General features: G+C 53.4%; 20 protein-coding genes. 13 read left to right on the plus strand and 7 right to left on the minus strand.

What is annotated here, in order from left to right; translation table 11 throughout:
* Positions 1-8: 8 nt before the first annotated feature.
* The 4 genes from hpaI (at position 9) to ACLJZ5_RS12325 (ending at position 4,105) form a co-directional block, all read left to right on the plus strand.
* A complete protein-coding gene (hpaI, locus tag ACLJZ5_RS12310; RefSeq protein ID WP_000785062.1) occupies positions 9-800 on the plus strand; it encodes a 4-hydroxy-2-oxoheptanedioate aldolase in 792 nt (263 codons plus the stop codon).
* A gap of 70 nt (positions 801-870) precedes the next feature.
* Positions 871-2,247 (plus strand): 4-hydroxyphenylacetate permease, encoded by a 1,377-nt coding sequence (gene hpaX, locus ACLJZ5_RS12315; protein ID WP_001285795.1) that lies wholly within the window; start codon positions 871-873, stop codon positions 2,245-2,247.
* A 9-nt stretch (positions 2,248-2,256) separates the two neighbouring features.
* Positions 2,257-3,153 (plus strand): 4-hydroxyphenylacetate catabolism regulatory protein HpaA, encoded by an 897-nt coding sequence (gene hpaA, locus ACLJZ5_RS12320; RefSeq protein WP_000336602.1) that lies wholly within the window; start codon positions 2,257-2,259, stop codon positions 3,151-3,153.
* 13 nt (positions 3,154-3,166) lie between these two features.
* Complete coding sequence (locus ACLJZ5_RS12325; protein WP_000976561.1) at positions 3,167-4,105, plus strand: MBL fold metallo-hydrolase; 939 nt, start codon at positions 3,167-3,169, stop codon at positions 4,103-4,105.
* A 407-nt stretch (positions 4,106-4,512) separates the two neighbouring features.
* On the opposite strand, the gene ACLJZ5_RS12330 is transcribed toward ACLJZ5_RS12325, so the two are convergent.
* The 3 genes from ACLJZ5_RS12330 to cbpA all read right to left on the minus strand — a co-directional run bounded on the left by ACLJZ5_RS12330 (position 4,513) and on the right by cbpA (position 6,754).
* On the minus strand, positions 4,513-4,875 hold the full coding sequence (locus ACLJZ5_RS12330) for an anti-adapter protein IraM (RefSeq protein WP_001537781.1): 363 nt from the start codon (positions 4,873-4,875) through the stop codon (positions 4,513-4,515).
* A 653-nt stretch (positions 4,876-5,528) separates the two neighbouring features.
* A complete protein-coding gene (gene cbpM / locus ACLJZ5_RS12335) occupies positions 5,529-5,834 on the minus strand; it encodes a chaperone modulator CbpM (RefSeq protein ID WP_001284251.1) in 306 nt (101 codons plus the stop codon).
* Positions 5,834-6,754, minus strand: coding sequence for a curved DNA-binding protein (gene cbpA, locus ACLJZ5_RS12340; RefSeq protein WP_000420603.1), 921 nt, complete (start codon positions 6,752-6,754; stop codon positions 5,834-5,836). Before cbpA ends, cbpM begins: the two co-directional genes overlap by 1 nt.
* Before the next feature lie 235 nt (positions 6,755-6,989).
* Here cbpA and ACLJZ5_RS12345 point away from each other — a divergent pair, with 235 nt between their 5' ends.
* The 5 genes from ACLJZ5_RS12345 (at position 6,990) to agp (ending at position 11,777) form a co-directional block, all read left to right on the plus strand.
* Positions 6,990-7,352 carry a copper resistance protein gene (locus ACLJZ5_RS12345; protein WP_001118902.1) on the plus strand — a complete coding sequence of 121 codons (363 nt, stop codon included), beginning with the start codon at positions 6,990-6,992 and terminating at the stop codon, positions 7,350-7,352.
* 48 nt (positions 7,353-7,400) lie between these two features.
* Positions 7,401-9,287, plus strand: a complete 1,887-nt coding sequence (locus ACLJZ5_RS12350) for a protein-disulfide reductase DsbD family protein (RefSeq protein ID WP_024798522.1) — start codon at positions 7,401-7,403, stop codon at positions 9,285-9,287.
* Complete coding sequence (locus tag ACLJZ5_RS12355) at positions 9,284-9,907, plus strand: DsbA family protein (RefSeq protein WP_000876687.1); 624 nt, start codon at positions 9,284-9,286, stop codon at positions 9,905-9,907. Before ACLJZ5_RS12350 ends, ACLJZ5_RS12355 begins: the two co-directional genes overlap by 4 nt.
* Positions 9,897-10,403 (plus strand): protein disulfide oxidoreductase, encoded by a 507-nt coding sequence (locus ACLJZ5_RS12360; protein WP_024797598.1) that lies wholly within the window; start codon positions 9,897-9,899, stop codon positions 10,401-10,403. The genes ACLJZ5_RS12355 and ACLJZ5_RS12360 overlap by 11 nt, the downstream gene beginning before the upstream one ends.
* Before the next feature lie 132 nt (positions 10,404-10,535).
* Positions 10,536-11,777: a bifunctional glucose-1-phosphatase/inositol phosphatase gene (gene agp, locus ACLJZ5_RS12365; RefSeq protein WP_001529160.1), complete on the plus strand. Its 1,242-nt coding sequence runs from the start codon at positions 10,536-10,538 to the stop codon at positions 11,775-11,777.
* 33 nt (positions 11,778-11,810) lie between these two features.
* On the opposite strand, the gene ACLJZ5_RS12370 is transcribed toward agp, so the two are convergent.
* Both ACLJZ5_RS12370 and wrbA read right to left on the minus strand, forming a co-directional pair.
* Positions 11,811-12,038 carry a YccJ family protein gene (locus ACLJZ5_RS12370; RefSeq protein ID WP_001143125.1) on the minus strand — a complete coding sequence of 76 codons (228 nt, stop codon included), beginning with the start codon at positions 12,036-12,038 and terminating at the stop codon, positions 11,811-11,813.
* 20 nt (positions 12,039-12,058) lie between these two features.
* On the minus strand, positions 12,059-12,655 hold the full coding sequence (wrbA, locus tag ACLJZ5_RS12375) for an NAD(P)H:quinone oxidoreductase (protein WP_001062898.1): 597 nt from the start codon (positions 12,653-12,655) through the stop codon (positions 12,059-12,061).
* A gap of 384 nt (positions 12,656-13,039) precedes the next feature.
* Between wrbA and ACLJZ5_RS12380 the strand changes: the two genes are divergently transcribed.
* Positions 13,040-13,207, plus strand: coding sequence for a general stress protein (locus ACLJZ5_RS12380; RefSeq protein ID WP_001273663.1), 168 nt, complete (start codon positions 13,040-13,042; stop codon positions 13,205-13,207).
* 136 nt (positions 13,208-13,343) lie between these two features.
* A complete protein-coding gene (rutR, locus tag ACLJZ5_RS12385; protein ID WP_000083128.1) occupies positions 13,344-13,982 on the plus strand; it encodes an HTH-type transcriptional regulator RutR in 639 nt (212 codons plus the stop codon).
* On the opposite strand, the gene ACLJZ5_RS12390 is transcribed toward rutR, so the two are convergent.
* Entirely contained in the window at positions 13,979-14,374 is a 396-nt protein-coding gene (locus ACLJZ5_RS12390; protein ID WP_000821064.1) for a lysozyme inhibitor LprI family protein, read from the minus strand. The genes rutR and ACLJZ5_RS12390 overlap by 4 nt on opposite strands.
* Before the next feature lie 58 nt (positions 14,375-14,432).
* Positions 14,433-18,395, minus strand: coding sequence for a trifunctional transcriptional regulator/proline dehydrogenase/L-glutamate gamma-semialdehyde dehydrogenase (gene putA / locus ACLJZ5_RS12395; RefSeq protein ID WP_024797599.1), 3,963 nt, complete (start codon positions 18,393-18,395; stop codon positions 14,433-14,435).
* A gap of 421 nt (positions 18,396-18,816) precedes the next feature.
* Here putA and putP point away from each other — a divergent pair, with 421 nt between their 5' ends.
* Positions 18,817-20,325 carry a sodium/proline symporter PutP gene (putP, locus tag ACLJZ5_RS12400; RefSeq protein ID WP_001018467.1) on the plus strand — a complete coding sequence of 503 codons (1,509 nt, stop codon included), beginning with the start codon at positions 18,817-18,819 and terminating at the stop codon, positions 20,323-20,325.
* 892 nt (positions 20,326-21,217) lie between these two features.
* Positions 21,218-22,006: a phosphate starvation-inducible protein PhoH gene (gene phoH, locus ACLJZ5_RS12405; protein WP_000533527.1), complete on the plus strand. Its 789-nt coding sequence runs from the start codon at positions 21,218-21,220 to the stop codon at positions 22,004-22,006.
* The last annotated feature ends 46 nt before the right edge of the window (positions 22,007-22,052 follow it).

The following is a 22,052-nucleotide window of genomic DNA, read 5'->3' on the forward strand; positions in this document are numbered from 1 at the left end:
AAAAAACGATGAAAAATGCTTTCAAAGACGCGTTAAAAGCGGGGCGCCCGCAAATCGGTTTGTGGCTGGGGCTTGCCAACAGTTACAGCGCTGAACTGTTAGCGGGCGCCGGCTTCGACTGGCTACTGATTGACGGTGAACACGCGCCAAACAACGTGCAGACGGTGTTGACCCAGTTGCAGGCGATTGCGCCTTATCCCAGCCAGCCGGTGGTGCGTCCGTCATGGAACGATCCGGTACAGATTAAGCAACTGCTCGACGTCGGCGCGCAAACGCTGCTGATACCGATGGTGCAGAATGCTGATGAAGCGCGAAACGCCGTGGCGGCTACGCGTTATCCGCCTGCCGGTATTCGCGGCGTGGGCAGCGCGCTGGCGCGGGCATCGCGCTGGAATCGCATCCCGGACTATCTCCACCAGGCCAACGACGCCATGTGCGTACTGGTGCAGATTGAAACGCGTGAGGCGATGAGCAATCTGGCGTCAATTCTCGACGTGGATGGCATTGACGGCGTGTTTATCGGCCCGGCGGATCTCAGCGCCGATATGGGCTTTGCCGGCAATCCGCAGCACCCGGAAGTGCAGGCGGCGATTGAGAACGCCATCGTGCAGATACGCGCGGCGGGAAAAGCGCCGGGGATTCTGATGGCCAATGAAGCACTGGCGAAACGTTATCTGGAACTGGGGGCGCTATTTGTCGCCGTCGGCGTTGATACCACGCTGCTGGCGCGCGGCGCGGAGGCGCTGGCGGCGCGCTTTGGCGCAGAAAAAAACCTGTCCGGTGCGTCCGGCGTCTATTAAGCCTGGCCCGGTAAGCGCAGCGCTACCGGGCAACCGTAGTACCCTACAAAATTCCCATCAGAGGAAAAAAATGAGCGACACATCATCTGCACTTCCGGAAAGCCCCGAGTCTGTCCGTTCGCACAACGCGCTCAGCACGGGTCAACAAACCGTCATAAATAAACTGTTCCGCCGACTGATCGTATTTTTATTCGTGTTGTTTATCTTCTCGTTTTTAGACCGTATCAACATCGGTTTTGCCGGGTTGACGATGGGGCAGGATCTGGGGTTAAGCGCCACCATGTTTGGTCTTGCCACGACGCTGTTTTACGCCACCTACGTCATTTTCGGCATTCCCAGCAACGTGATGTTGAGCATCGTCGGCGCCCGCCGCTGGATTGCGACCATTATGGTGCTATGGGGCATTGCATCTACCGCTACGATGTTCGCGGTGGGACCGAAAAGCCTGTATGTGCTGCGAATGCTGGTGGGCATTACCGAAGCGGGCTTTTTGCCAGGAATATTGCTCTATTTAACCTACTGGTTCCCGGCATTTTTCCGCGCCCGCGCCAATGCATTATTTATGATTGCCATGCCGGCCACTACCGCATTGGGGTCGATTGTCTCCGGCTATATTTTATCGCTGGACGGCATATTTAATCTGCATGGATGGCAGTGGTTATTCCTGTTGGAAGGATTTCCGTCAGTTTTGTTAGGCATTATGGTCTGGTTTTACCTGGATGATACCCCGGCAAAAGCCAAATGGCTGACGGCAGAGGATAAAAAATGTTTGCAGGAGATGATGGATAATGACCGCCTGACGCTGGTTCAGCCGGAGGGGGCCATCAGCCATAACGCCATGCAGCAGCGTAGTCTGTGGCGCGAAGTATTCACGCCAATTGTACTGATGTATACGCTGGCCTATTTTTGCCTTACCAATACGCTTAGCGCCATTAGTATCTGGACGCCGCAAATCCTGAAAAGTTTTAATGAAGGCAGCAGCAATATCACCATCGGCCTGCTGGCGGCGATCCCGCAGATTTGTACTATTCTGGGCATGATTTACTGGAGCCGCCATTCGGACAAGCATCAGGAGCGTAAACATCACACGGCGTTGCCGTTCCTGTTTGCCGCCGCGGGCTGGCTGCTGGCGTCGGCGACCGACCATAACCTGATCCAGCTCCTGGGGATCGTGATGGCATCCACGGGTTCCTTTAGCGCGATGGCGATCTTCTGGACCACGCCGGATCAGTCGATCAGTTTACGCGCCAGGGCGATAGGCATTGCGGTCATCAATGCCACCGGCAATATTGGCTCCGCACTTAGCCCGTTTATGATTGGCTGGCTAAAAGATATCACCGGTAGCTTCAATAGCGGACTCTGGTTTGTCGCTTCTCTGTTAGTCGTCGGCGCCGCCATTATCTGGCTCATTCCCATGAAAGCATCGCGTCCGCGCGCCACCCCTTGAGGAGAAACTATGTGCCAACGTGCGATCGCCAATATTGATATCAGCAAAGAGTATGACGAAAGCATGGGCAGTAACGATGTGCATTATCAGTCGTTTGCTCGTATGGCGGATTTCTTTGGTCGTGATATGCAGGCGCATCGCCACGACCAGTTTTTTCAAATGCACTTTCTTGATACCGGGCAGATTGAGCTACAGCTCGACGATCATCGCTATTCGGTGCAGGCGCCGCTATTTGTGCTTACGCCGCCCTCGGTGCCGCATGCTTTTATTACCGAATCGGATAGCGATGGCCATGTTCTGACGGTACGCGAAGAGCTGGTTTGGCCGCTGCTGGAAGTGCTTTATCCCGGCACCAGAGAGGCCTTTGGCCTGCCGGGAATCTGCCTGTCGCTGGCGGATAAACCCAACGAGCTGGCGGCGCTCAAACATTACTGGCAGCTAATTGAGCGGGAGTCCACGGAACAACTGGCTGGCTGCGAACATACCCTGGTGCTACTGGCGCAGGCGGTATTTACCTTGCTGTTGCGTAATGCGAAGCTGGACGATCACGCCGCAACCGGGATGCGCGGTGAACTGAAACTTTTTCAGCGCTTTACCCTGTTAATTGACAACCACTTCCATCAGCACTGGACGGTGCCCGATTATGCCTGCGAGCTGCATATTACCGAATCTCGTTTGACCGATATTTGCCGACGTTTTGCTAATCGCCCGCCTAAACGCCTGATTTTTGATCGGCAATTACGCGAGGCGAAACGACTGCTGCTTTTTTCCGACAATGCTGTCAACGAGATCGCCTGGCAATTAGGTTTTAAAGATCCGGCTTATTTCGCCCGTTTCTTTAATCGCCTTGCTGGCTGTTCTCCTTCGCAGTTTCGCCAACGTGAAGTTCCCTCTTTTCTCAACTAAGAAGAGTAAAAACATGATGAAAAAAAGCGTCGCTATGCTGGCGGTTTGTATGCTGGCGCAAAGCCACCTTGCCATTGCTGCCGGTACTCCTGCGCCTCAAGAGATCAACATTGTTTTACTGGGCACCAAAGGCGGGCCTTCTTTGCTCAATACAGCCAGACTACCGCAAGCGACGGCGCTCACTATCGGCGATAAAATATGGCTGATAGATGCCGGCTACGGCGCCAGTCTGCAACTGGTGAAAAACGGCATTCCACTGCGCAACATCAATACTATTTTGCTCACCCATCTGCACAGCGACCACATACTGGATTATCCTTCCTTGCTGATGAATGCCTGGGCAAGTGGTCTGAAAGACCATACCATACAGGTGTATGGCCCGCCGGGAACCCAGGCGATGACGAAGGCTAGCTGGAAGGTCTTTGACAGGGATATCACGCTACGCATGGAAGAAGAGGGGAAACCCGATCCGCGCAACCTGGTTAAGGCGACCGATATTGGTCAGGGCGTCATCTATAAAGATGAACTGGTTACAATAAGCGCGCTGAAAGTGCCTCATTCCCCTTTCCCGGACGGTGAAGCGTTTGCTTACCGTTTTGATACCCAGGGTAAGCGAATCGTCTTCTCTGGCGATACGTCCTGGTTTCCGCCGCTTGCAACGTTTGCCCAAGGGGCGGATATCCTGGTACATGAGGCGGTACATGTCCCCTCGGTAGCAAAACTGGCTAATAGTATTGGCAACGGAAAAACGCTGGCTGAAGCGATTGCGTCGCATCACACCACGATTGAAGATGTCGGTAAGATTGCTCGCGAGGCCCACGTGAAAAAACTGGTGTTAAGTCATCTGGTGCCTGCGACGGTTGCGGATGACGTCTGGCAACAGGAAGCCATGAAAAATTACCCGGGCCCTGTCATTGTCGGTCATGACAATATGACGATAAGCGTACCGTAAGTATCAGAGCAGGGATAAACCCACGGGCTGACATGATGTCAGCCCGTTATGCTTTTGGCGATCAGCATGACGCGCAGAGCTTTTGTCTAAAACATTATTTTTTCTAAACACTACTTGCTGATTTTTATGCACAATAAAGGTAAGATGATTGCTCTGGTGAAATATCACTAAATAAGAATGTCACGGATGGAATTTATACAGTGTTAAAAGCAATGCGTTTCTTTGTCTGCCGGCCATCAGTAATATCCTCTGTACCGGCTCCTCGTTGCCAAAGTGAAGGTTAGATTAAACGAATCAAAAAATATCCGAACTGTACAATTTTTATATCAAACATATTTAACTGCAAAATACTGCAAACGTGCGCGAATACACTTAATCAGTAGTATGGCTAATGCATACTTTATTTCCTAAACTTTCTTATTATCTATTTGAATATTTCTGGTTAAACCAAATGGACAAACGGATACCAGACACTCGAAAGGATAACTGCAGGCTTCTGGTTTAGGATTGCAGTTACCAGGACAGTGGCTATTTTCTTTAAGCGATTTCCATAGAACAGGATTAAACCTGGTAACGTTGTAAACAGTAACGGGATAAAGTTTATCGTTTATTAAGACCCCCTTATTAAAGGGGATGATAATGCTACCTGGAGGCATGTAAACATCTGCCTGATACCATAAGGTCAATCTAAGATTTTTTAGGCTATGTATGCATGAGAACGACACTCCGGTAGAGGGACTTATAACTGTATCAACGACCTTCCATTCCATTACAGAAACCTTTTAAGTGAAATAGTCAATGGTGTAAATTACATTTTCCGTAAGCCTATTCAGGATAGATGAAAATCTGAGAAACATAACTCGTTGAAAACGATCGTTTTTTATTGACCACTCTATTTATATTGATTTTTTAATAAGTTATTTATTTTATGCTCTTATTTTGTTTACATTCTATTACATTTTTGTATTTTAGACGTGGTGTAAATATTGGGCGGTAGTGGATGTTATAACGCTTAATTATTAAACTGTAAGTGACTGTTGTATTTCTTATTTATAAATACCGCAACCTGTAAGCGCAGCGGTACATTTTACCCGGCATTGACAGGGAGAAGGTACGTATCAACCAGAGAGTACAAAACAGTGAAAGAATATATTCTTCAGGCAATAAATGATCGCTAACGTGTAAAAATAACCGACGTATCTAAAAAATGTGAACGTGTGGCTGGTCTTTATTTAAACGATGATCTTCGCAATGGCGCATTAATGGCTGACATTGGCGGTTCGTTGATCGGGTTGTGCGCGGTGAAAGGCTATATTTCTTCCGTTGGGGGAAGTATGTCAGAGGCATTCTGGTATTATACCGGGTGCATGTAAATCCGGGGTGGGCAGAAAGCCCACCCTCGGTTTATTGCCTTTATCGTGGATTAGGGATGCGAGATAAAGCGAGAAAGGCGTTGCAGTAGTAACCGGTTTTCTTCGCGCAGCCGTGAATTCTCTTCCAGCAGCGTTAACGCGACCGCGATCCCAGGCCAGTCGAGCGCCAGCTCCTCGCGTAAGCGTAGCGCGCGTTGTACCACGCTCGCTGCGCGATCGTCGAATTGCCAGTCGGCGTTATCGTCTTCGTAAGGCTCAATTACGCCAAGTCCGACGATTTCGTTTAGCTCCTCTTCCGTCACGCCGGTGTGCAAACAAAATTCGGTGATGGTAAAGGTGACAGTGATGTTAGCCATTATGCTTTCCCCCATTGCTGGCGTGGGTCAAAGGACGACTGCGCGTCCGCCAGTTGTTGCCACAGGGCAGCTGTTTTCTCGTCAGGTTTCGGCGGCATAACGATTTTGATGATGGCATAGAGATCGCCAGTGTGCTTTTTACTGGCTAATCCTTTTCCTTTGATACGCAGCCGCTGACCAGCCTGGCTGCCGGGGGGAATGGTCAGCAAAATACGCTCTTTAAGCGTTGGCACAGACACTTTAGCGCCGAGCGCCGCCTCCCATGGGGCAAGCGGAAGGACGACTTCCAGATCCTGATTGACGATATCAAAGAGCGGATGCGGGGCAATATGGATAACGAGCCATAAATCGCCATTAGGTCCGCCGTTTTCCCCCGGCGTGCCCTGGCCTTTCAGTCTGATTCGTTGCCCGTTGCTGACGCCAGCCGGGATTTTCACATTCAATGTTTTGGGAATTTCCCGCTCCACCAGGCCGAACGCGTTATAAACGGGGACGGAATAACTAATCGTACGCTGGTGCTCTTCCAGCGTTTCTTCCAGGAATACCGCCACTTCAATTTCGATATCATGACCGCGTGCGGCGTGGCGGTGGTGCGAATGGCGACCGTGCTGACCAAAAATAGACGAGAAAATATCATCAAAATCTTCGGCGTTATACGGCTGGCCTTCGTGTTGCTGGAACTGGCGATTAAATTGTGGATCGTTACGGTGTTGCCATAACTGGTCATACTCGGCGCGCCGTTGCTCATCACTCAGCACTTCCCATGCTTCAGCAACCTCTTTGAAACGGGCTTCGGCATCGGGTTCTTTGCTGACATCTGGATGGTACTTGCGGGCCAGTCGGCGATAGGCGGTCTTAATCGTCTTGAGATCGTCCGTCGGTTTCACGCCCATAATGGCGTAATAATCCTTAAGTTCCATAGCATCATCTCGCTAAATCAATACATACAGAAGGGACCCCAAAAAGGTTTCTCCACTAAGTGTAGGGTAAACCTGAAAAGTGCGTATGAAAACACCAGTTATATCATTAGTAAGAATAAATTACGTTGTTCGACTATCAGAAGGTTGCGCAGCGCGCCGACATAACTTTACAGGGGAAAGGTTGCCAAAACCGCGCCAGTGGCTAAGATAACTCGCGTTAAACAGTGAGGGCGCAATGGCGAAACAACAACGGATGGGCTGGTGGTTTCTTTGCCTTGCATGTGTCGTGGTAATGGTTTGTACCGCGCAACGCATGGCGGGTCTGCACGCCTTGCAGATGCAGGCGACGGCCTCTGCTGCGGTGGTCAGCGCTCCCTCCTCGACAGATGACGGCTCGCCGGTCACCCCCTGCGAATTAAGCGCCAAGTCGCTGCTGGCGGCGCCTCCGGTACTCTTTGAAGGCGCTATCCTTGCGCTTTGTCTACTGCTTTCCTTACTGGCGCCTGTCCGGGTCATGCGCCTGCCGTTTTCGCCTCCACGGGCTATTTCGCCGCCCACATTACGGGTACATCTACGATTTTGTGTCTTCCGTGAATGACAGACCGGTTATTGCTAACGGTTAATTACTCATTCACGGAGAAAAAATATGATGATTTTGTTCAGGCGGATACTGTTCTGCCTGTTATGGCTTTGGCTGCCCGTCTCCTGGGCGGCGGAAAGCGGCTGGCTGCGTTCGCCCGATAACGACCATGCCAGCATACGGCTACGTGCCGATACGTCCGCTAACGGTGAGACCCGGCTGTTGCTGGATGTCAAACTGGAAAACGGCTGGAAAACCTACTGGCGCGCGCCGGGGGAAGGGGGCGTGGCGCCCTCTATCGCCTGGAAAGGCGACATGCCTGAGGTAAGCTGGTTCTGGCCAACCCCCTCGCGCTTTGATGTGGCGAATATCACCACCCAGGGATATCACGACGAGGTGACCTTTCCGATGATCGTGCGCGGTACGCCGCCGGCGACCTTGCGCGGTGTGTTGACGTTATCAACCTGCAGCAATGTTTGTCTGTTGACCGATTACCCCTTTTCCGTGACGCCCACTGTGCAGAATGCCGATTTTGCCCATGACTATGCGCGGGCGATGGGTAAAGTTCCGCTCCGCAGTGGACTAACGGACTCGCTTGACGTCGGCTATCGCCCGGGAGAACTGGTGGTCACTGCTACGCGAGCGGCGGGCTGGTCATCGCCCGGGCTCTATCTTGACACCATAGATGACGTCGATTTTGCGAAGCCTCGCCTGCGCGTAGAGGGCGACAGGTTACAGGCGACGGTGCCGGTGACGGACAGTTGGGGCGAAAAGGCGCCCGATTTGCGCGACAAATCGCTGACCCTCGTGTTAGCCGATGGCGCTATCGCCCAGGAGAGCACGCAAACCATTGGCGCTGCGCCAGCGCAAACGCCGGACAATGCGGCGCTACCTTTCTGGCAAGTTGTAATGATGGCGCTGATCGGCGGGCTGATTCTTAATTTAATGCCTTGCGTACTGCCGGTTCTGGGCATGAAACTTGGCTCTATTTTATTGGTAGAGGAAAAAAGCCGCTCTCACATCAGGCGACAATTTTTGGCTTCGGTCGCCGGTATCATTGCGTCATTTATGGCGCTGGCGGCGTTTATGACCCTCCTTCGCCTGTCAAACCATGCGCTGGCCTGGGGAGTCCAGTTCCAGAATGCATGGTTTATTGGTTTTATGGCGCTGGTGATGTTGTTGTTTAGCGCCAGCCTGTTCGGGCTTTTTGAGTTCAGGCTTCCCTCATCTATGACCACGAAACTGGCCACTTACGGCGGTAACGGTATGTCGGGACATTTCTGGCAGGGGGCATTCGCCACGCTGCTGGCGACGCCTTGTAGCGCGCCGTTTCTGGGCACGGCGGTCGCCGTGGCGCTCACGGCGTCGCTGCCGACGCTGTGGGGGCTGTTCCTTGCGCTTGGCCTGGGAATGAGCGCGCCGTGGCTACTGGTCGCGATACGACCAGGGCTTGCGCTACGTTTACCGCGCCCCGGGCGTTGGATGAATGTCCTGCGCAGGATCCTCGGTCTGATGATGCTGGGGTCGGCTATCTGGCTGGCGACGTTACTCCTGCCGCATTTCGGCTTCACTGCGTCAAAGAGCGCGCAAGACACGGTTCAGTGGCAACCGTTGAGTGAACAGGCAATCCAGTCGGCGCTGGCGCAGCATAAGCGGGTATTTGTCGATGTCACTGCGGACTGGTGTATTACCTGTAAAGTGAATAAATACAACGTCCTGCAAAAAGAGGATGTGCAGGCCGCCTTGCAACAGCCGGATGTTGTGGCGCTGCGGGGAGACTGGACGCTGCCGTCCGATGCCATTACAGATTTTCTGAAAACGCGTGGCCAGGTCGCCGTGCCGTTTAATCAGGTATATGGCCCCGGCTTGCCGGAAGGGGAGGCATTGCCCACTTTGCTGACCCGCGATGCGGTATTACAAACGTTGAAAAAAGCGAAAGGAATAACCCAATGAAATACATGATTGTTTTACTGCTGGCGCTGTTTTCAACGCTGAGCATCGCGCAAGAAACCGCCCCTTTTACGCCGGATCAGGAAAAGCAGATTGAAAATCTGATCCATGCGGCGTTGTTTAACGATCCTGCCAGCCCGCGGATAGGCGCTAAACACCCTAAGCTGACGCTGGTGAACTTTACGGATTACAACTGCCCGTACTGCAAACAGCTCGATCCGATGCTGGAAAAGATTGTGCAGAAATATCCTGACGTTGCGGTCATTATTAAACCGCTGCCATTCAAAGGAGAGAGCTCCGTACTGGCGGCGCGTATTGCGCTGACCACCTGGCGCGATCATCCGCAACAGTTCCTCGCGCTACATGAAAAACTCATGCAAAAGCGCGGTTACCATACGGATGACAGTATTAAACAGGCCCAGCAGAAAGCAGGGGCTACGCCAGTGACGCTGGATGAAAAAAGCATGGAAACGATACGCACTAATTTGCAGTTGGCAAGGCTGGTCGGCGTGCAAGGAACGCCAGCGACGATCATTGGCGACGAGCTGATTCCGGGCGCAGTGCCCTGGGATACGCTGGAAGCGGTGGTGAAAGAAAAACTGGCGGCTGCCAATGGCGGGTAAACTGCGGCGTTGGCTGCGTGAAGCCGCGGTTTTTCTGGCGCTCCTCATCGCGATAATGGTGGTCACGGACGTCTGGCGCGCGCCGCAGGCGCCTCCGGCGTTTGCCACGACACCGTTACGTACGCTGACGGGAGAGTCGACAACTCTGGCGACATTGAGCGAAGAACGCCCCGTACTGCTCTATTTTTGGGCCAGCTGGTGCGGGGTATGCCGCTTTACTACGCCTGCGGTCGCTCGCCTGGCGGCGGAAGGGGAAAACGTCATGACCGTTGCGCTCCGCTCCGGCGATGACGCTGAGGTTGCCCGCTGGCTGGCGCGCAAGGGCGTTGACTTCCCGGTCATCAATGATGCTAACGGCGCCTTATCCGCTGGATGGGAAATCAGCGTGACGCCAACGCTGGTGGTGGTTTCACAAGGTCGGGTTGTGTTCACCACCAGCGGCTGGACCAGCTATTGGGGCATGAAGCTTCGGCTGTGGTGGGCAAAAACGTTCTGAATATGCGCCGGGGTTTCCCGGCGCTAACGCGTTTACTGTAAGAAAAACCCCCGTTTTGCGAAATCGTTCCCGGAAAAATGATCCATTTCTGTCACACTCAGAACGATTTGATAACAACAAGAGGTCATAGGGATGAAAAAATCATTACTCGCTGTTGCTGTGGCAGGGGCTGTTTTGTTGTCATCCGCCGTACAGGCGCAGACAACGCCGGAGGGTTATCAATTACAACAGGTGCTGATGATGAGCCGCCATAATCTGCGGGCGCCGCTGGCGAATAATGGCAGCGTACTGGCGCAGTCGACGCCGAACGCCTGGCCGGCGTGGGACGTTCCCGGTGGGCAACTGACGACGAAAGGCGGCGTGCTGGAAGTCTATATGGGACACTACACACGTGAATGGCTGGTCGCGCAGGGGCTGATACCGTCGGGAGAATGTCCGGCGCCCGACACGGTATATGCCTATGCGAATAGTTTGCAGCGCACCGTCGCCACCGCGCAATTTTTCATTACCGGCGCTTTCCCCGGCTGTGATATTCCTGTTCATCATCAGGAAAAAATGGGCACTATGGACCCTACCTTCAATCCAGTAATTACCGATGATTCCGCCGCGTTCCGGCAACAGGCCGTACAGGCGATGGAAAAGGCGCGTAGTCAGCTACATCTTGATGAGAGTTATAAACTGCTTGAGCAGATAACGCATTATCAGGACTCGCCGTCCTGCAAAGAGAAGCATCAGTGTTCGCTAATCGACGCGAAAGATATCTTCAGCGCGAACTATCAGCAAGAGCCTGGCGTGCAGGGGCCGCTGAAAGTAGGGAACTCGCTGGTGGATGCGTTTACCCTGCAATATTACGAAGGGTTTCCGATGGATCAGGTCGCCTGGGGCGGGATCCACACCGATCGGCAGTGGAAGGTGCTGTCAAAACTGAAAAACGGCTATCAGGACAGCCTGTTTACCTCACCCACGGTGGCGCGCAATGTCGCTGCGCCGCTGGTGAAATATATCGATAAGGTGCTGGTTGCCGATCGCGTTAGCGCGCCGAAGGTGACCGTGCTGGTGGGGCATGATTCCAATATCGCGTCGCTGCTGACGGCGCTGGATTTTAAACCCTATCAGCTCCATGACCAGTATGAGAGAACGCCGATTGGCGGCCAGCTTGTCTTCCAACGCTGGCATGACGGCAACGCTAACCGGGATTTGATGAAAATCGAGTATGTCTACCAGAGCGCCCGGCAGTTACGTAACGCGGAAGCATTAACGCTCAAATCGCCCGCGCAAAGGGTAACGCTGGAACTGAAAGGATGTCCGGTGGATGCGAACGGCTTCTGTCCGCTGGATAAGTTCGATAACGTCATGAACACTGCCGCAAAATAGCCGTATGCCCCCGCGCAGGCGGGGGCGTTTGTGTTATACGTTCTTACGTTCGATGATTTGTTCGCCCCAGAAGAGCGAGTCTTTGTCCGTTTTCTCAAAGGCTTTGATCAGCACCTCATCGCTACCTTCTTCCCATATTTTTTCTGCCAGTTTCTCGTCATAGTGAGCGACTTCAAAAATGGCTTCGGCAATTTCCGGCGACGTATTACGCAGGCTTGCCCATTCGCCGACGCGGTGCGCTTTTGCTTCTTGAGTTGGCATTCGAATCCTCCTGTTGAAGATTAGCCGTTGAGTTTGACTGCCAGACCGGCGACGTATTCCCCCTGATAGCGAGCGATAGAGAGTTCCTCCTGGCTTGGTTGACGTGAACCGTCGCCTCCGGCGATAGTCGTTGCGCCGTAAGGCGTGCCGCCGCGAACCTGGGAGACGTCAAACAGTTCCTGTGCGGCATAGCCTATCGGGACAATCACCATCCCATGATGGGCAAGCGTAGTCCAGGTCGAGGTGATGGTCTGCTCCTGGCCGCCGCCCGTTCCGGTAGAACTAAACACGCTGCCGAGCTTGCCGTATAGCGCGCCGGATGCCCACAGTCCGCCGGTTTGGTCCAGGAAGGTACGCATCTGGCCTGACATATTGCCAAACCGGGTTGGCGTACCAAAAATAATGGCATCGTAATCCGCCAGCTCCTGTGGGGTGGCAACCGGTGCGTTTTGCGTTTTACCGCCAGCTTTTGCGAAGATTTCAGGCGGCATTGTTTCTGGCACACGCTTTATAATGACCTCTGCGCCGTCGACTTTCTTTGCCCCTTCCGCCACCGCGTGCGCCATGGTTTCAATGTGTCCGTACATGGAATAATAGAGCACCAGGATCTTTGCCATTTGTACTACTCCTCAGATTAATCAGGTGTGTAGCGATTCGCTACGTCTATTTAAAGATATGCCCTCCTGTGAAGAGTGCAAATTTCAGCGCCATTTCTTTGATTTATAACAATAATTAATTTGGCGACCTTTGTTGCAAAATGATACATTTTTAAGCGCTTTGATTTTCCCAAATATAAGAATAACTTATTTATTTCTTATTGTTATTATTCTGCGTATTCGGCTTCCGATGTTGCAGAATATTTCGGTAAGCGGCCTACCACGGCGTTTTTCACTATGCTTAATGTTACGCGGCGTTACTGATGATATCGTTCATACGCTGCGCGAGGAGATACTCCTCATTACCTATGCAATATGATGTCTAATCTATGACGGAGGTCAGTAATGGCAAACCATCGTGGCGGTTCCGGTAATTTTGCGGAAGACCGCGAAAGAGCATCAGAAGCAGGTCGTAAAGGTGGTCAGCACAGCGGGGGCAATTTTAAGAATGACCCGCAGCGTGCATCCGAAGCAGGCAAAAAAGGGGGCAAAAGCAGTAACCGTAATAGCTAGCCTGCGTCACAACAGCAAGACGCTGAGCGTTTCGCGCTAAAAAGCGTCATGCGCCACCGCCGCCGGATTTCCGGCGGTTTTTTTGTTTATAAGCCGGATTTGGTATGCTTGCGTCCTGACGAAAAGGAGAGGGCGCATGTCGCAACGCACAGAGAAAAAAATCGGGAAACGCTCGCAGGCCACCGGTGCAAAACGGCAGCTTATCTTAACCGCCGCGCTTGCTGTTTTTTCCCAGTATGGCATTCATGGCGCGCGTCTTGAGCAGGTCGCCGAGCGGGCTGGCGTCTCCAAAACCAATCTGCTTTATTATTATCCCTCGAAAGAGGCGCTGTATGTCGCGGTAATGCGACAGATCCTGGATGTCTGGCTGGCGCCGCTCAAGGCGTTTCGCGCAGAATTTTCCCCTCTGGAGGCCATCAAAGAGTATATCCGTCTCAAGCTGGAAGTTTCGCGTGATTATCCGCAGGCGTCGCGGCTCTTCTGCATGGAGATGCTGGCGGGCGCGCCGCTCTTAATGGAGGAACTGACCGGCGATCTAAAAGCGTTGATAGATGAAAAATCCGCGCTGATTGCCGGATGGGTGCACAGCGGGAAACTGGCGCCCGTCTCCCCGCACCATTTGATCTTCATGATTTGGGCCGCCACGCAACATTACGCCGATTTTGCCCCTCAGGTTGAGGCGGTAACCGGCGCGACGCTTCGCGATGAAGCCTTTTTCAACCAAACGGTCGAAAGCGTTCAGCGCATTATTATTGAAGGGATTCGCGTGCGTTAACCGGCTGGCGGCAGTGGGCAGCTCAAATCCCCCTCTTCACATTGCAGCAGCGAGGCTAAAAACGCTTCGCGTTCGTTCGTTTTATCGGTCAGGCACTGGCTGGCGATCATGGGTTGCACGCTGCCGCCCTCCGTACCTGAACGAATCAGAGCGCAATCGGCGTCGCGCAGGGCAATCCATGCCACCTGCGCTTTTTGCAACAGCTCGCGCTGCGGCGGTTGCGCACGCTTAAGCGCGCTTTGATAGGTTTCGTTCAGCTTTTTATCTGCCGCCTGGTATTGCGCGGCGGCGCAGCGATTCATTTCCAGCTGCGTACTGGCGCTGGCACACTCATCAGCCAACGCCTGACTGCTGAACAACAACGCCGCGCAGGTAAGGAAAATTCGTTTCATACGGTCCTCTGACGCGAGTAAAAAGGCTCCATTGACGGAGCCTTAATTAACCACAGTATTAGCCAATTGTCATCAGGCTGGCATTACCGCCAGCGGCGGCAGTGTTTACGCTCAGCGAACGTTCAATATAGAGCCGTTCCAGCAGTATATTGCTTTCGCCGCGGGCGAACCCCTGTACCGACACTATCGCGCCTTCGCGGGCGGCGACGGCTTCGCACACGGTTCGCAGCTTGTCGGAGTCGCCGTGGAAAATCACCGCGTCAAACGGCTGCGCCATCAGCGTTTCCGCTTTCGCAAACTGGACACGCGCCGCGACGGCGGCGGGGAGACGTTTCGCCAGATCGCGGTGGAAGGCGTCGTCTGACCATAGCGCCTGACTGCCGACGGCGAGAACGGCGGCAAGCTGTGTCAGCGCATCCTGTTCATCATCAGCCAGGCATAACACCCGTTCACGCGGCAATAGCGTCCAGGTATTACGCTCGCCGGTCGGTCCCGGTAGCAGGCGCTGCGTGCCGGCCTGCGCCAGATCGGCGAATTGTCGGCAGAGCGTCTGTAGCGCCGGGCGATCCGCCGCCCATTGCGTCAGGGCGGTCAACGGCGCGAGTAGCGTGGTTTTAAGCTGCGCATCCACCGGGTAGCGCGCATCCTGACGAGTCAGCGTCGTATTGAGAGCATTGGGCGGGCGGTGTGCCAGCAGGCGGTAGAGATAGAGTGGCCCCCCCGCTTTTGGCCCGGTACCGGACAGGCCTTCGCCGCCAAACGGCTGGACGCCGACAACCGCGCCCACCATATTACGGTTAACGTACAGGTTGCCGACATGGGCGGAACCGGTGACTTGCGCAATGGTTTCATCAATACGGGTATGTACGCCCAGCGTTAGCCCGTAGCCGGAAGCGTTAATCTGTTCGATAAGCTCCGCCAGTTGGTTACGGTTATAACGCACGACATGCAGCACGGGCCCGAAGACCTCTTTTTCCAGTTCTGCGAGGTTTTCCAGCTCAATAAGCGTGGGCATAACAAACGTACCGGTCTGCCATTCTTGCGCATCATCGCTGTTTTCACGCGCGGCCTGGAAAACCGGGCGGCCTTTGGCGCGCATCGTCTGGATGTGACGCTCGATGTTGGCTTTGGCCTCGCTATCAATCACCGGCCCGATATCGGTCGTCAGACGGCCTGGATTCCCCATCCGACACTCCGCCATCGCGCCGCGTAACATTTTCAGCGTATGTTCGGCGATATCGTCCTGCAAACACAGCACGCGGAGCGCGGAACAGCGTTGTCCGGCGCTGTCGAAAGCGGAAGCCAGCACATCCACGACCACCTGCTCGGTGAGCGCGGAAGAGTCGACAATCATAGCGTTCATACCGCCGGTTTCCGCAATCAACGGAATAGGGCGGCCCTGGGCGTCAAGACGCGTGGCGATGTTGCGCTGCAACAACGTCGCGACCTCCGTGGAACCGGTAAACATCACGCCGCGTACACGCGCATCGGCGGTAAGCTGGGCGCCGACGGTTTCTCCCCGTCCCGGCAACAGTTGCACGACGCCCGGTGGTACGCCCGCTTCCAGCAAAATGGCAATGCCCTGGGCGGCAATCAGCGATGTCTGCTCTGCCGGTTTCGCCAGAACGCTGTTACCTGCCGCCAGCGCGGCGGCGATTTGGCCGGTGAAAATGGCCAGCGGGAAGTTCCACGGACTGATACAGACCACCGGCCCTAACGGGCGATGCGTTTCGTTATCGAAATCGTCACGCACTTGACCGGCATAATAATGGAGGAAGTCTACCGCTTCGCGCACTTCGGCAATGGCGTTGCTGAACGTTTTCCCCGCTTCGCGCACCAACAGGCCAATCAACTGCTGCATTTGGTCTTCCATCAATACCGCCGCCCGCTGCAAAATGGCGGCGCGTTCTTGCGGCGGCGTCGCAAACCAAACCGGCGCCTGATTGACCGCGTTTTGCAATGCCTGTTCAACCTCGCTTTCTGTCGCTTCGCGTCCCCAGCCGACAATATCTTTCGGTTCCGCCGGGTTGATAACCGGCGTCATCTCACCGTCGGCCACCGGTTGTTCCAGCACAGGTTTGGCCTGCCATTTCTGCATGGCGTTGCTTAACAGGGCAGAAGAAAGCGAGGCGAGGCGATGTTCATTCGCTAAATCAAGTCCGGCGGAGTTTATCCGACCTTCGCCGTACAGATCGCGCGGCAGCGGAATTTTCGGATGCGGTATGCCAGCCTGACCTTCCTGCTGCGCCAGTTTTTCCACGGCCTCGACCGGGTCGGCCACCAGTTCATCGAGCGGTAGGGTGGCATCGGCGATGCGGTTGACAAAAGAGGTGTTGGCGCCGTTTTCCAGCAGGCGTCGTACCAGATAGGCCAGCAGGGTTTCGTGCGTTCCCACCGGCGCGTAAATACGGCAGGGACGGTTAAGTTTTCCGTCCGCCACTTTACCGGTGACCTGTTCATACAGCGGTTCGCCCATGCCGTGTAGGCACTGGAATTCGTACTGACCCGGATAGTAATTTTGCCCGGCCAGATGATAAATCGCCGCCAGTGTGTGTGCGTTATGGGTCGCGAACTGCGGGTAGATCAGATTAGGGACGGCGAGCAGTTTTTTCGCGCAGGCCAGATAAGAGACATCGGTATACACTTTGCGGGTATAAACCGGATAGCCCTCCAGCCCTTCCATTTGCGCGCGTTTGATCTCGCTATCCCAGTAGGCGCCTTTCACCAGACGAATCATCAGCCGACGGCGGCTACGGGAGGCCAGATCGACTAAATAATCAATGACCAGCGGGCAGCGTTTCTGGTAAGCCTGGATCACAAAGCCAATGCCGTTCCAGCCCGCCAGTTCGGGTTCGAAGCAGAGTTTTTCCAGCAGATCGAGCGAGATCTCCAGACGATCCGCCTCTTCGGCGTCGATATTGAGACCGATATCATACTGGCGCGCCAGCAGCGTCAGTGATTTCAGGCGCGGATAAAGCTCCTCCATTACCCGATCGTATTGCGCGCGACTATAGCGTGGATGCAGGGCGGACAGCTTAATCGAGATGCCTGGCCCTTCGTAAATACCGCGACCGTTAGACGCTTTGCCGATGGCATGAATCGCTTGCTGGTAAGAGACCATATAGGCCTGCGCATCGGCGGCGGTTAACGCGGCTTCGCCCAGCATATCGTAAGAATAGCGGAACCCTTTCTCTTCCAGTTTTCGGGCATTCGCCAGCGCCTGAGCAATGGTTTCGCCAGTCACGAACTGCTCGCCCATTAAACGCATCGCCATGTCGACGCCTTTGCGGATTAACGGCTCGCCGCTCTTGCCGATAATGCGGTTCAGCGAGCGTGAAAGATTGGCTTCGTTATGCGTTGAGACCAGTCGGCCGGTAAAGAGCAGCCCCCAGGTGGCGGCGTTTACAAACAGCGACGGGCTACGGCCAATATGCGACTGCCAGTTGCCATTACTGATTTTGTCGCGAATTAACGCATCGCGCGTAGCTTTGTCGGGAATACGCAGCAGCGCTTCCGCCAGACACATCAGCGCTACGCCTTCTTGCGAAGAGAGGGAAAACTCCTGCAACAGGCCTTGCACCATACCCGCGCGACCGCTGGCGGATTTTTGATTGCGCAATTTCTCCGCCAGTTGATACGCCAGTTTATGCGCCTGCTCAGCGACAGGCGGCGACAGGCGCGCCTGTTCCATTAGCATTGACACCGCATCGGTTTCCGGGCGGCGCCAGGCGGCGGTGATGGCGGCGCGAGAGACGGATTGGGGAAGAATCTGTTCGGCAAACTCCAGAAAGGGCTGATGCGGCTCATCCTGCGGCGCGACCGGCTCCTCGCTTTCATTTGCCGCGCCGGCAAACAGCGCAGGTAGCTCCGGTAGCGTATCGCTATTTTCCAGCTTGTCCAGATAGCTAAAGATTGCCTGTTTTATTAACCAGTGCGGCGTGCGATCGATACGCGACGCGGCCATTTTGATCCGTTCGCGCGTGGCGTCGTCCAGCTTAACCCCCATCGTGGTGGTTCCCATACCCTCTACTCCTGTTATTCGCTCTATCTGCTAACCAATAGTTAGCGGAAAATATCCACTATGTTGCAACTTTGTGCAACCGCGTTAAATGTGACCTGCGTTGCAAGCTTAAAAATGAATAAATTGTTAAAAAAAGAAAGAGAGAGTCTGACGGGGAAAACCATCTGGATTTATTTTCTCTGCGGTAGTTAACACTTTTAAAAGGTGCAACCGCAAAAAATGTGAGAGAGTGCAACCTGGAGAAAAATAGTATCCCTCTGCAATCAAATTTGATGTAAATGGTGTGTTAAATCGATTGTGAATAACCACCGCTTCCGGCAGGATACGGTCGCCCTGGTAAACATAACACCCTTGCCACGTTCCGGTAGGGTACAAAACGGCACGCTACGGTAGTGCCAATAAATAAATTTGGAGAACCTTGATGGCTATTAGCACACCGATGTTGGTGACATTCTGTGTCTATATTTTTGGCATGATATTGATTGGGTTTATCGCCTGGCGCTCAACCAAAAACTTTGATGACTATATTCTTGGCGGTCGCAGCCTGGGGCCGTTTGTTACGGCTTTATCAGCCGGCGCGTCGGATATGAGCGGCTGGCTGTTAATGGGGCTGCCTGGCGCTATCTTTCTGTCGGGGATCTCTGAAAGCTGGATCGCCATTGGCCTGACGTTAGGCGCATGGATTAACTGGAAGCTGGTGGCCGGGCGCCTGCGCGTGCATACCGAATTTAACAATAACGCGCTCACGTTGCCGGACTATTTTACCGGTCGGTTTGAGGATAAGAGCCGAGTCCTGCGTATTATTTCCGCGCTGGTCATTCTGCTGTTTTTCACTATCTATTGCGCGTCAGGTATTGTCGCTGGAGCACGACTGTTCGAAAGCACCTTCGGTATGAGCTATGAAACCGCACTGTGGGCGGGGGCCGCGGCAACCATTATTTATACCTTTATCGGCGGGTTTCTTGCCGTTAGCTGGACGGATACCGTTCAGGCCAGCCTGATGATTTTTGCGTTAATCCTGACGCCGGTGATGGTTATTGTCGGCGTAGGCGGTTTTAGCGAGTCGCTGGAGGTGATCAAGCAAAAGAGCATCGAGAATGTCGACATGCTCAAGGGGCTGAATTTTGTCGCCATTATTTCCCTGATGGGCTGGGGACTGGGTTACTTCGGTCAGCCGCATATCCTGGCGCGCTTTATGGCGGCGGACTCCCATCACAGCATTGTTCATGCGCGTCGTATCAGTATGACCTGGATGATTCTGTGTCTGGCGGGCGCGGTGGCGGTGGGCTTCTTTGGCATTGCGTACTTTAACAATAACCCCGCGCTGGCCGGGGCGGTGAACCAAAACTCAGAGCGCGTATTTATTGAACTGGCGCAGATCCTGTTTAACCCGTGGATTGCCGGTGTTCTGCTGTCTGCTATCCTGGCGGCGGTGATGTCGACGTTGAGCTGTCAGTTGCTGGTATGCTCCAGCGCGATTACGGAAGATTTATATAAGGCTTTTCTGCGTAAAAGCGCCAGCCAGCAAGAGCTGGTATGGGTAGGGCGAGTGATGGTGCTGGTGGTAGCGCTGATCGCCATTGCGCTGGCGGCGAATCCCGATAACCGTGTGCTGGGGCTGGTGAGCTACGCCTGGGCTGGATTCGGCGCGGCATTTGGACCTGTTGTCCTGTTTTCTGTGATGTGGTCGCGTATGACACGTAACGGCGCGCTGGCGGGAATGATTATTGGCGCGGTGACGGTTATCGTCTGGAAACAATATGGCTGGCTGGATCTGTATGAGATCATCCCTGGCTTCATTTTCGGCAGCCTGGGGATCGTAATCTTTAGCCTGCTTGGCAAAGCGCCGACAGCAGCGATGCAGGAACGCTTTGCAAAAGCGGACGCGCATTATCATTCCGCGCCGCCGTCGAAGCTACAGGCGGAATAACCGACATGTCCGATAGCATTATTGCCATCGGACATATTTTACCAGGCGGCGTTATACGCCTGCCTGGTCCTCTGATAAGTCCCGGACCGATTGACTGAAGATGTTCAGGTAAATGAGGACGCTCTCTCAAACTATTTTTAGCCCTTGAGCGCCGTTAACGCGGGCGTAATACATCTCAAGTAATCACTAACTAGCCATATATGAAATCGCCTGTTAATGGTACCAATAGCCTTGACGCAATAGAGTAATGACAAAAATTAAAACGAGTCAGCGTTACTGGCGTAAGTATGCCGCACAAAATTTTGCATAAATAATGCCGTTTTAGCGATGGGAGAGAGGACACGTTAATTACTCCATTTTAACCTTTTATATGTTTAATATTCAATGGGTTATGGATGTTTTCAGCATTAATACCCGCAGTAGCTAATGATTATCTTTTTTAGTCTCCTGCCGATGAAATAATCGTGTAATCTTTCTGTAAGAGACTGACAATGACGCAATAATTTTTGGTTAATGCTTGGTGAATATATTGTTGCATTATTGATGTTTTGTGTTGTACTTAGTAGTAATAGCGGTAGTTCCCCGGCAGTGATGGTCACTCACTATGGAGATCGCGAATGGTAATGTCCGCACCAGGACACATTGTTTACAGTAGTTACAACACCCTGTACGGACATTCTCTCTCCGGTGGTGGTCTTGTCATCTTAAAAGCTCTCATCATTTCCCTTACTGACCATACCCATGACGTCATATGTGGTGCGCGTAGCCGTGTGTGGCGTCGTTTCAAAAAGCAAGCTAAGGCTTACAAGGAAGCCAACCCTCAGATGTGTGTGCGCATAATCGCGTTCAAGAGAACGCGGGTGATGTATACCTACAACTCAAGGTGCTATCCATGGGAAGACAAAAAGCAGTGATCAAAGCTCGTCGTGAAGCAAAGCGTGTGTTGAGACGAGATTCGCGTAGTCATAAGCAACGTGAAGAAGAATCGGTCACGTCACTGGTGCAGATGGGCGGAGTAGAAGCCATTGGCATGGCGCGCGATAGTCGCGATACCTCTCCTGTTAAGGCACGAAATGAAGCACAGGCGCATTATCTGAACGCTATCGACAGTAAACAGCTTATTTTTGCGACCGGCGAAGCCGGCTGCGGGAAAACATGGATCAGTGCGGCAAAGGCGGCAGAAGCATTGATTCATAAGGACGTCGAGAGGATCATTGTCACGCGTCCGGTATTGCAAGCTGATGAAGATCTTGGTTTTTTGCCCGGTGATATCGCTGAAAAATTCGCGCCTTATTTTCGGCCCGTCTACGATGTCCTGCTTAAACGGTTGGGCGCGTCCTTTATGCAATATTGTTTGCGCCCGGAAATCGGTAAGGTAGAAATTGCCCCGTTCGCCTATATGCGTGGGCGTACTTTTGAAAATGCGGTCGTGATCCTCGATGAGGCGCAAAATGTTACTGCGGCGCAAATGAAAATGTTTTTGACGCGATTAGGCGAAAATGTCACGGTCATTGTCAATGGCGATATTACGCAATGCGACCTGCCGCGCGGCGTGCGTTCCGGGTTGAGCGATGCGTTGGAACGCTTTGAAGAAGATGAAATGGTGGGGATTGTGCATTTCAACAAAGACGACTGCGTGCGCTCGGCGCTTTGTCAGCGAACGCTTCACGCATACAGCTAATATAGCATTAACTTTCAGAGCCCGGGAGACCGGGCTTTGTTATTTA

This window comes from Salmonella sp. 5800, assembly GCF_046558195.1.
GTDB classification, from domain to species: Bacteria; Pseudomonadota; Gammaproteobacteria; order Enterobacterales; family Enterobacteriaceae; genus Salmonella; species Salmonella enterica.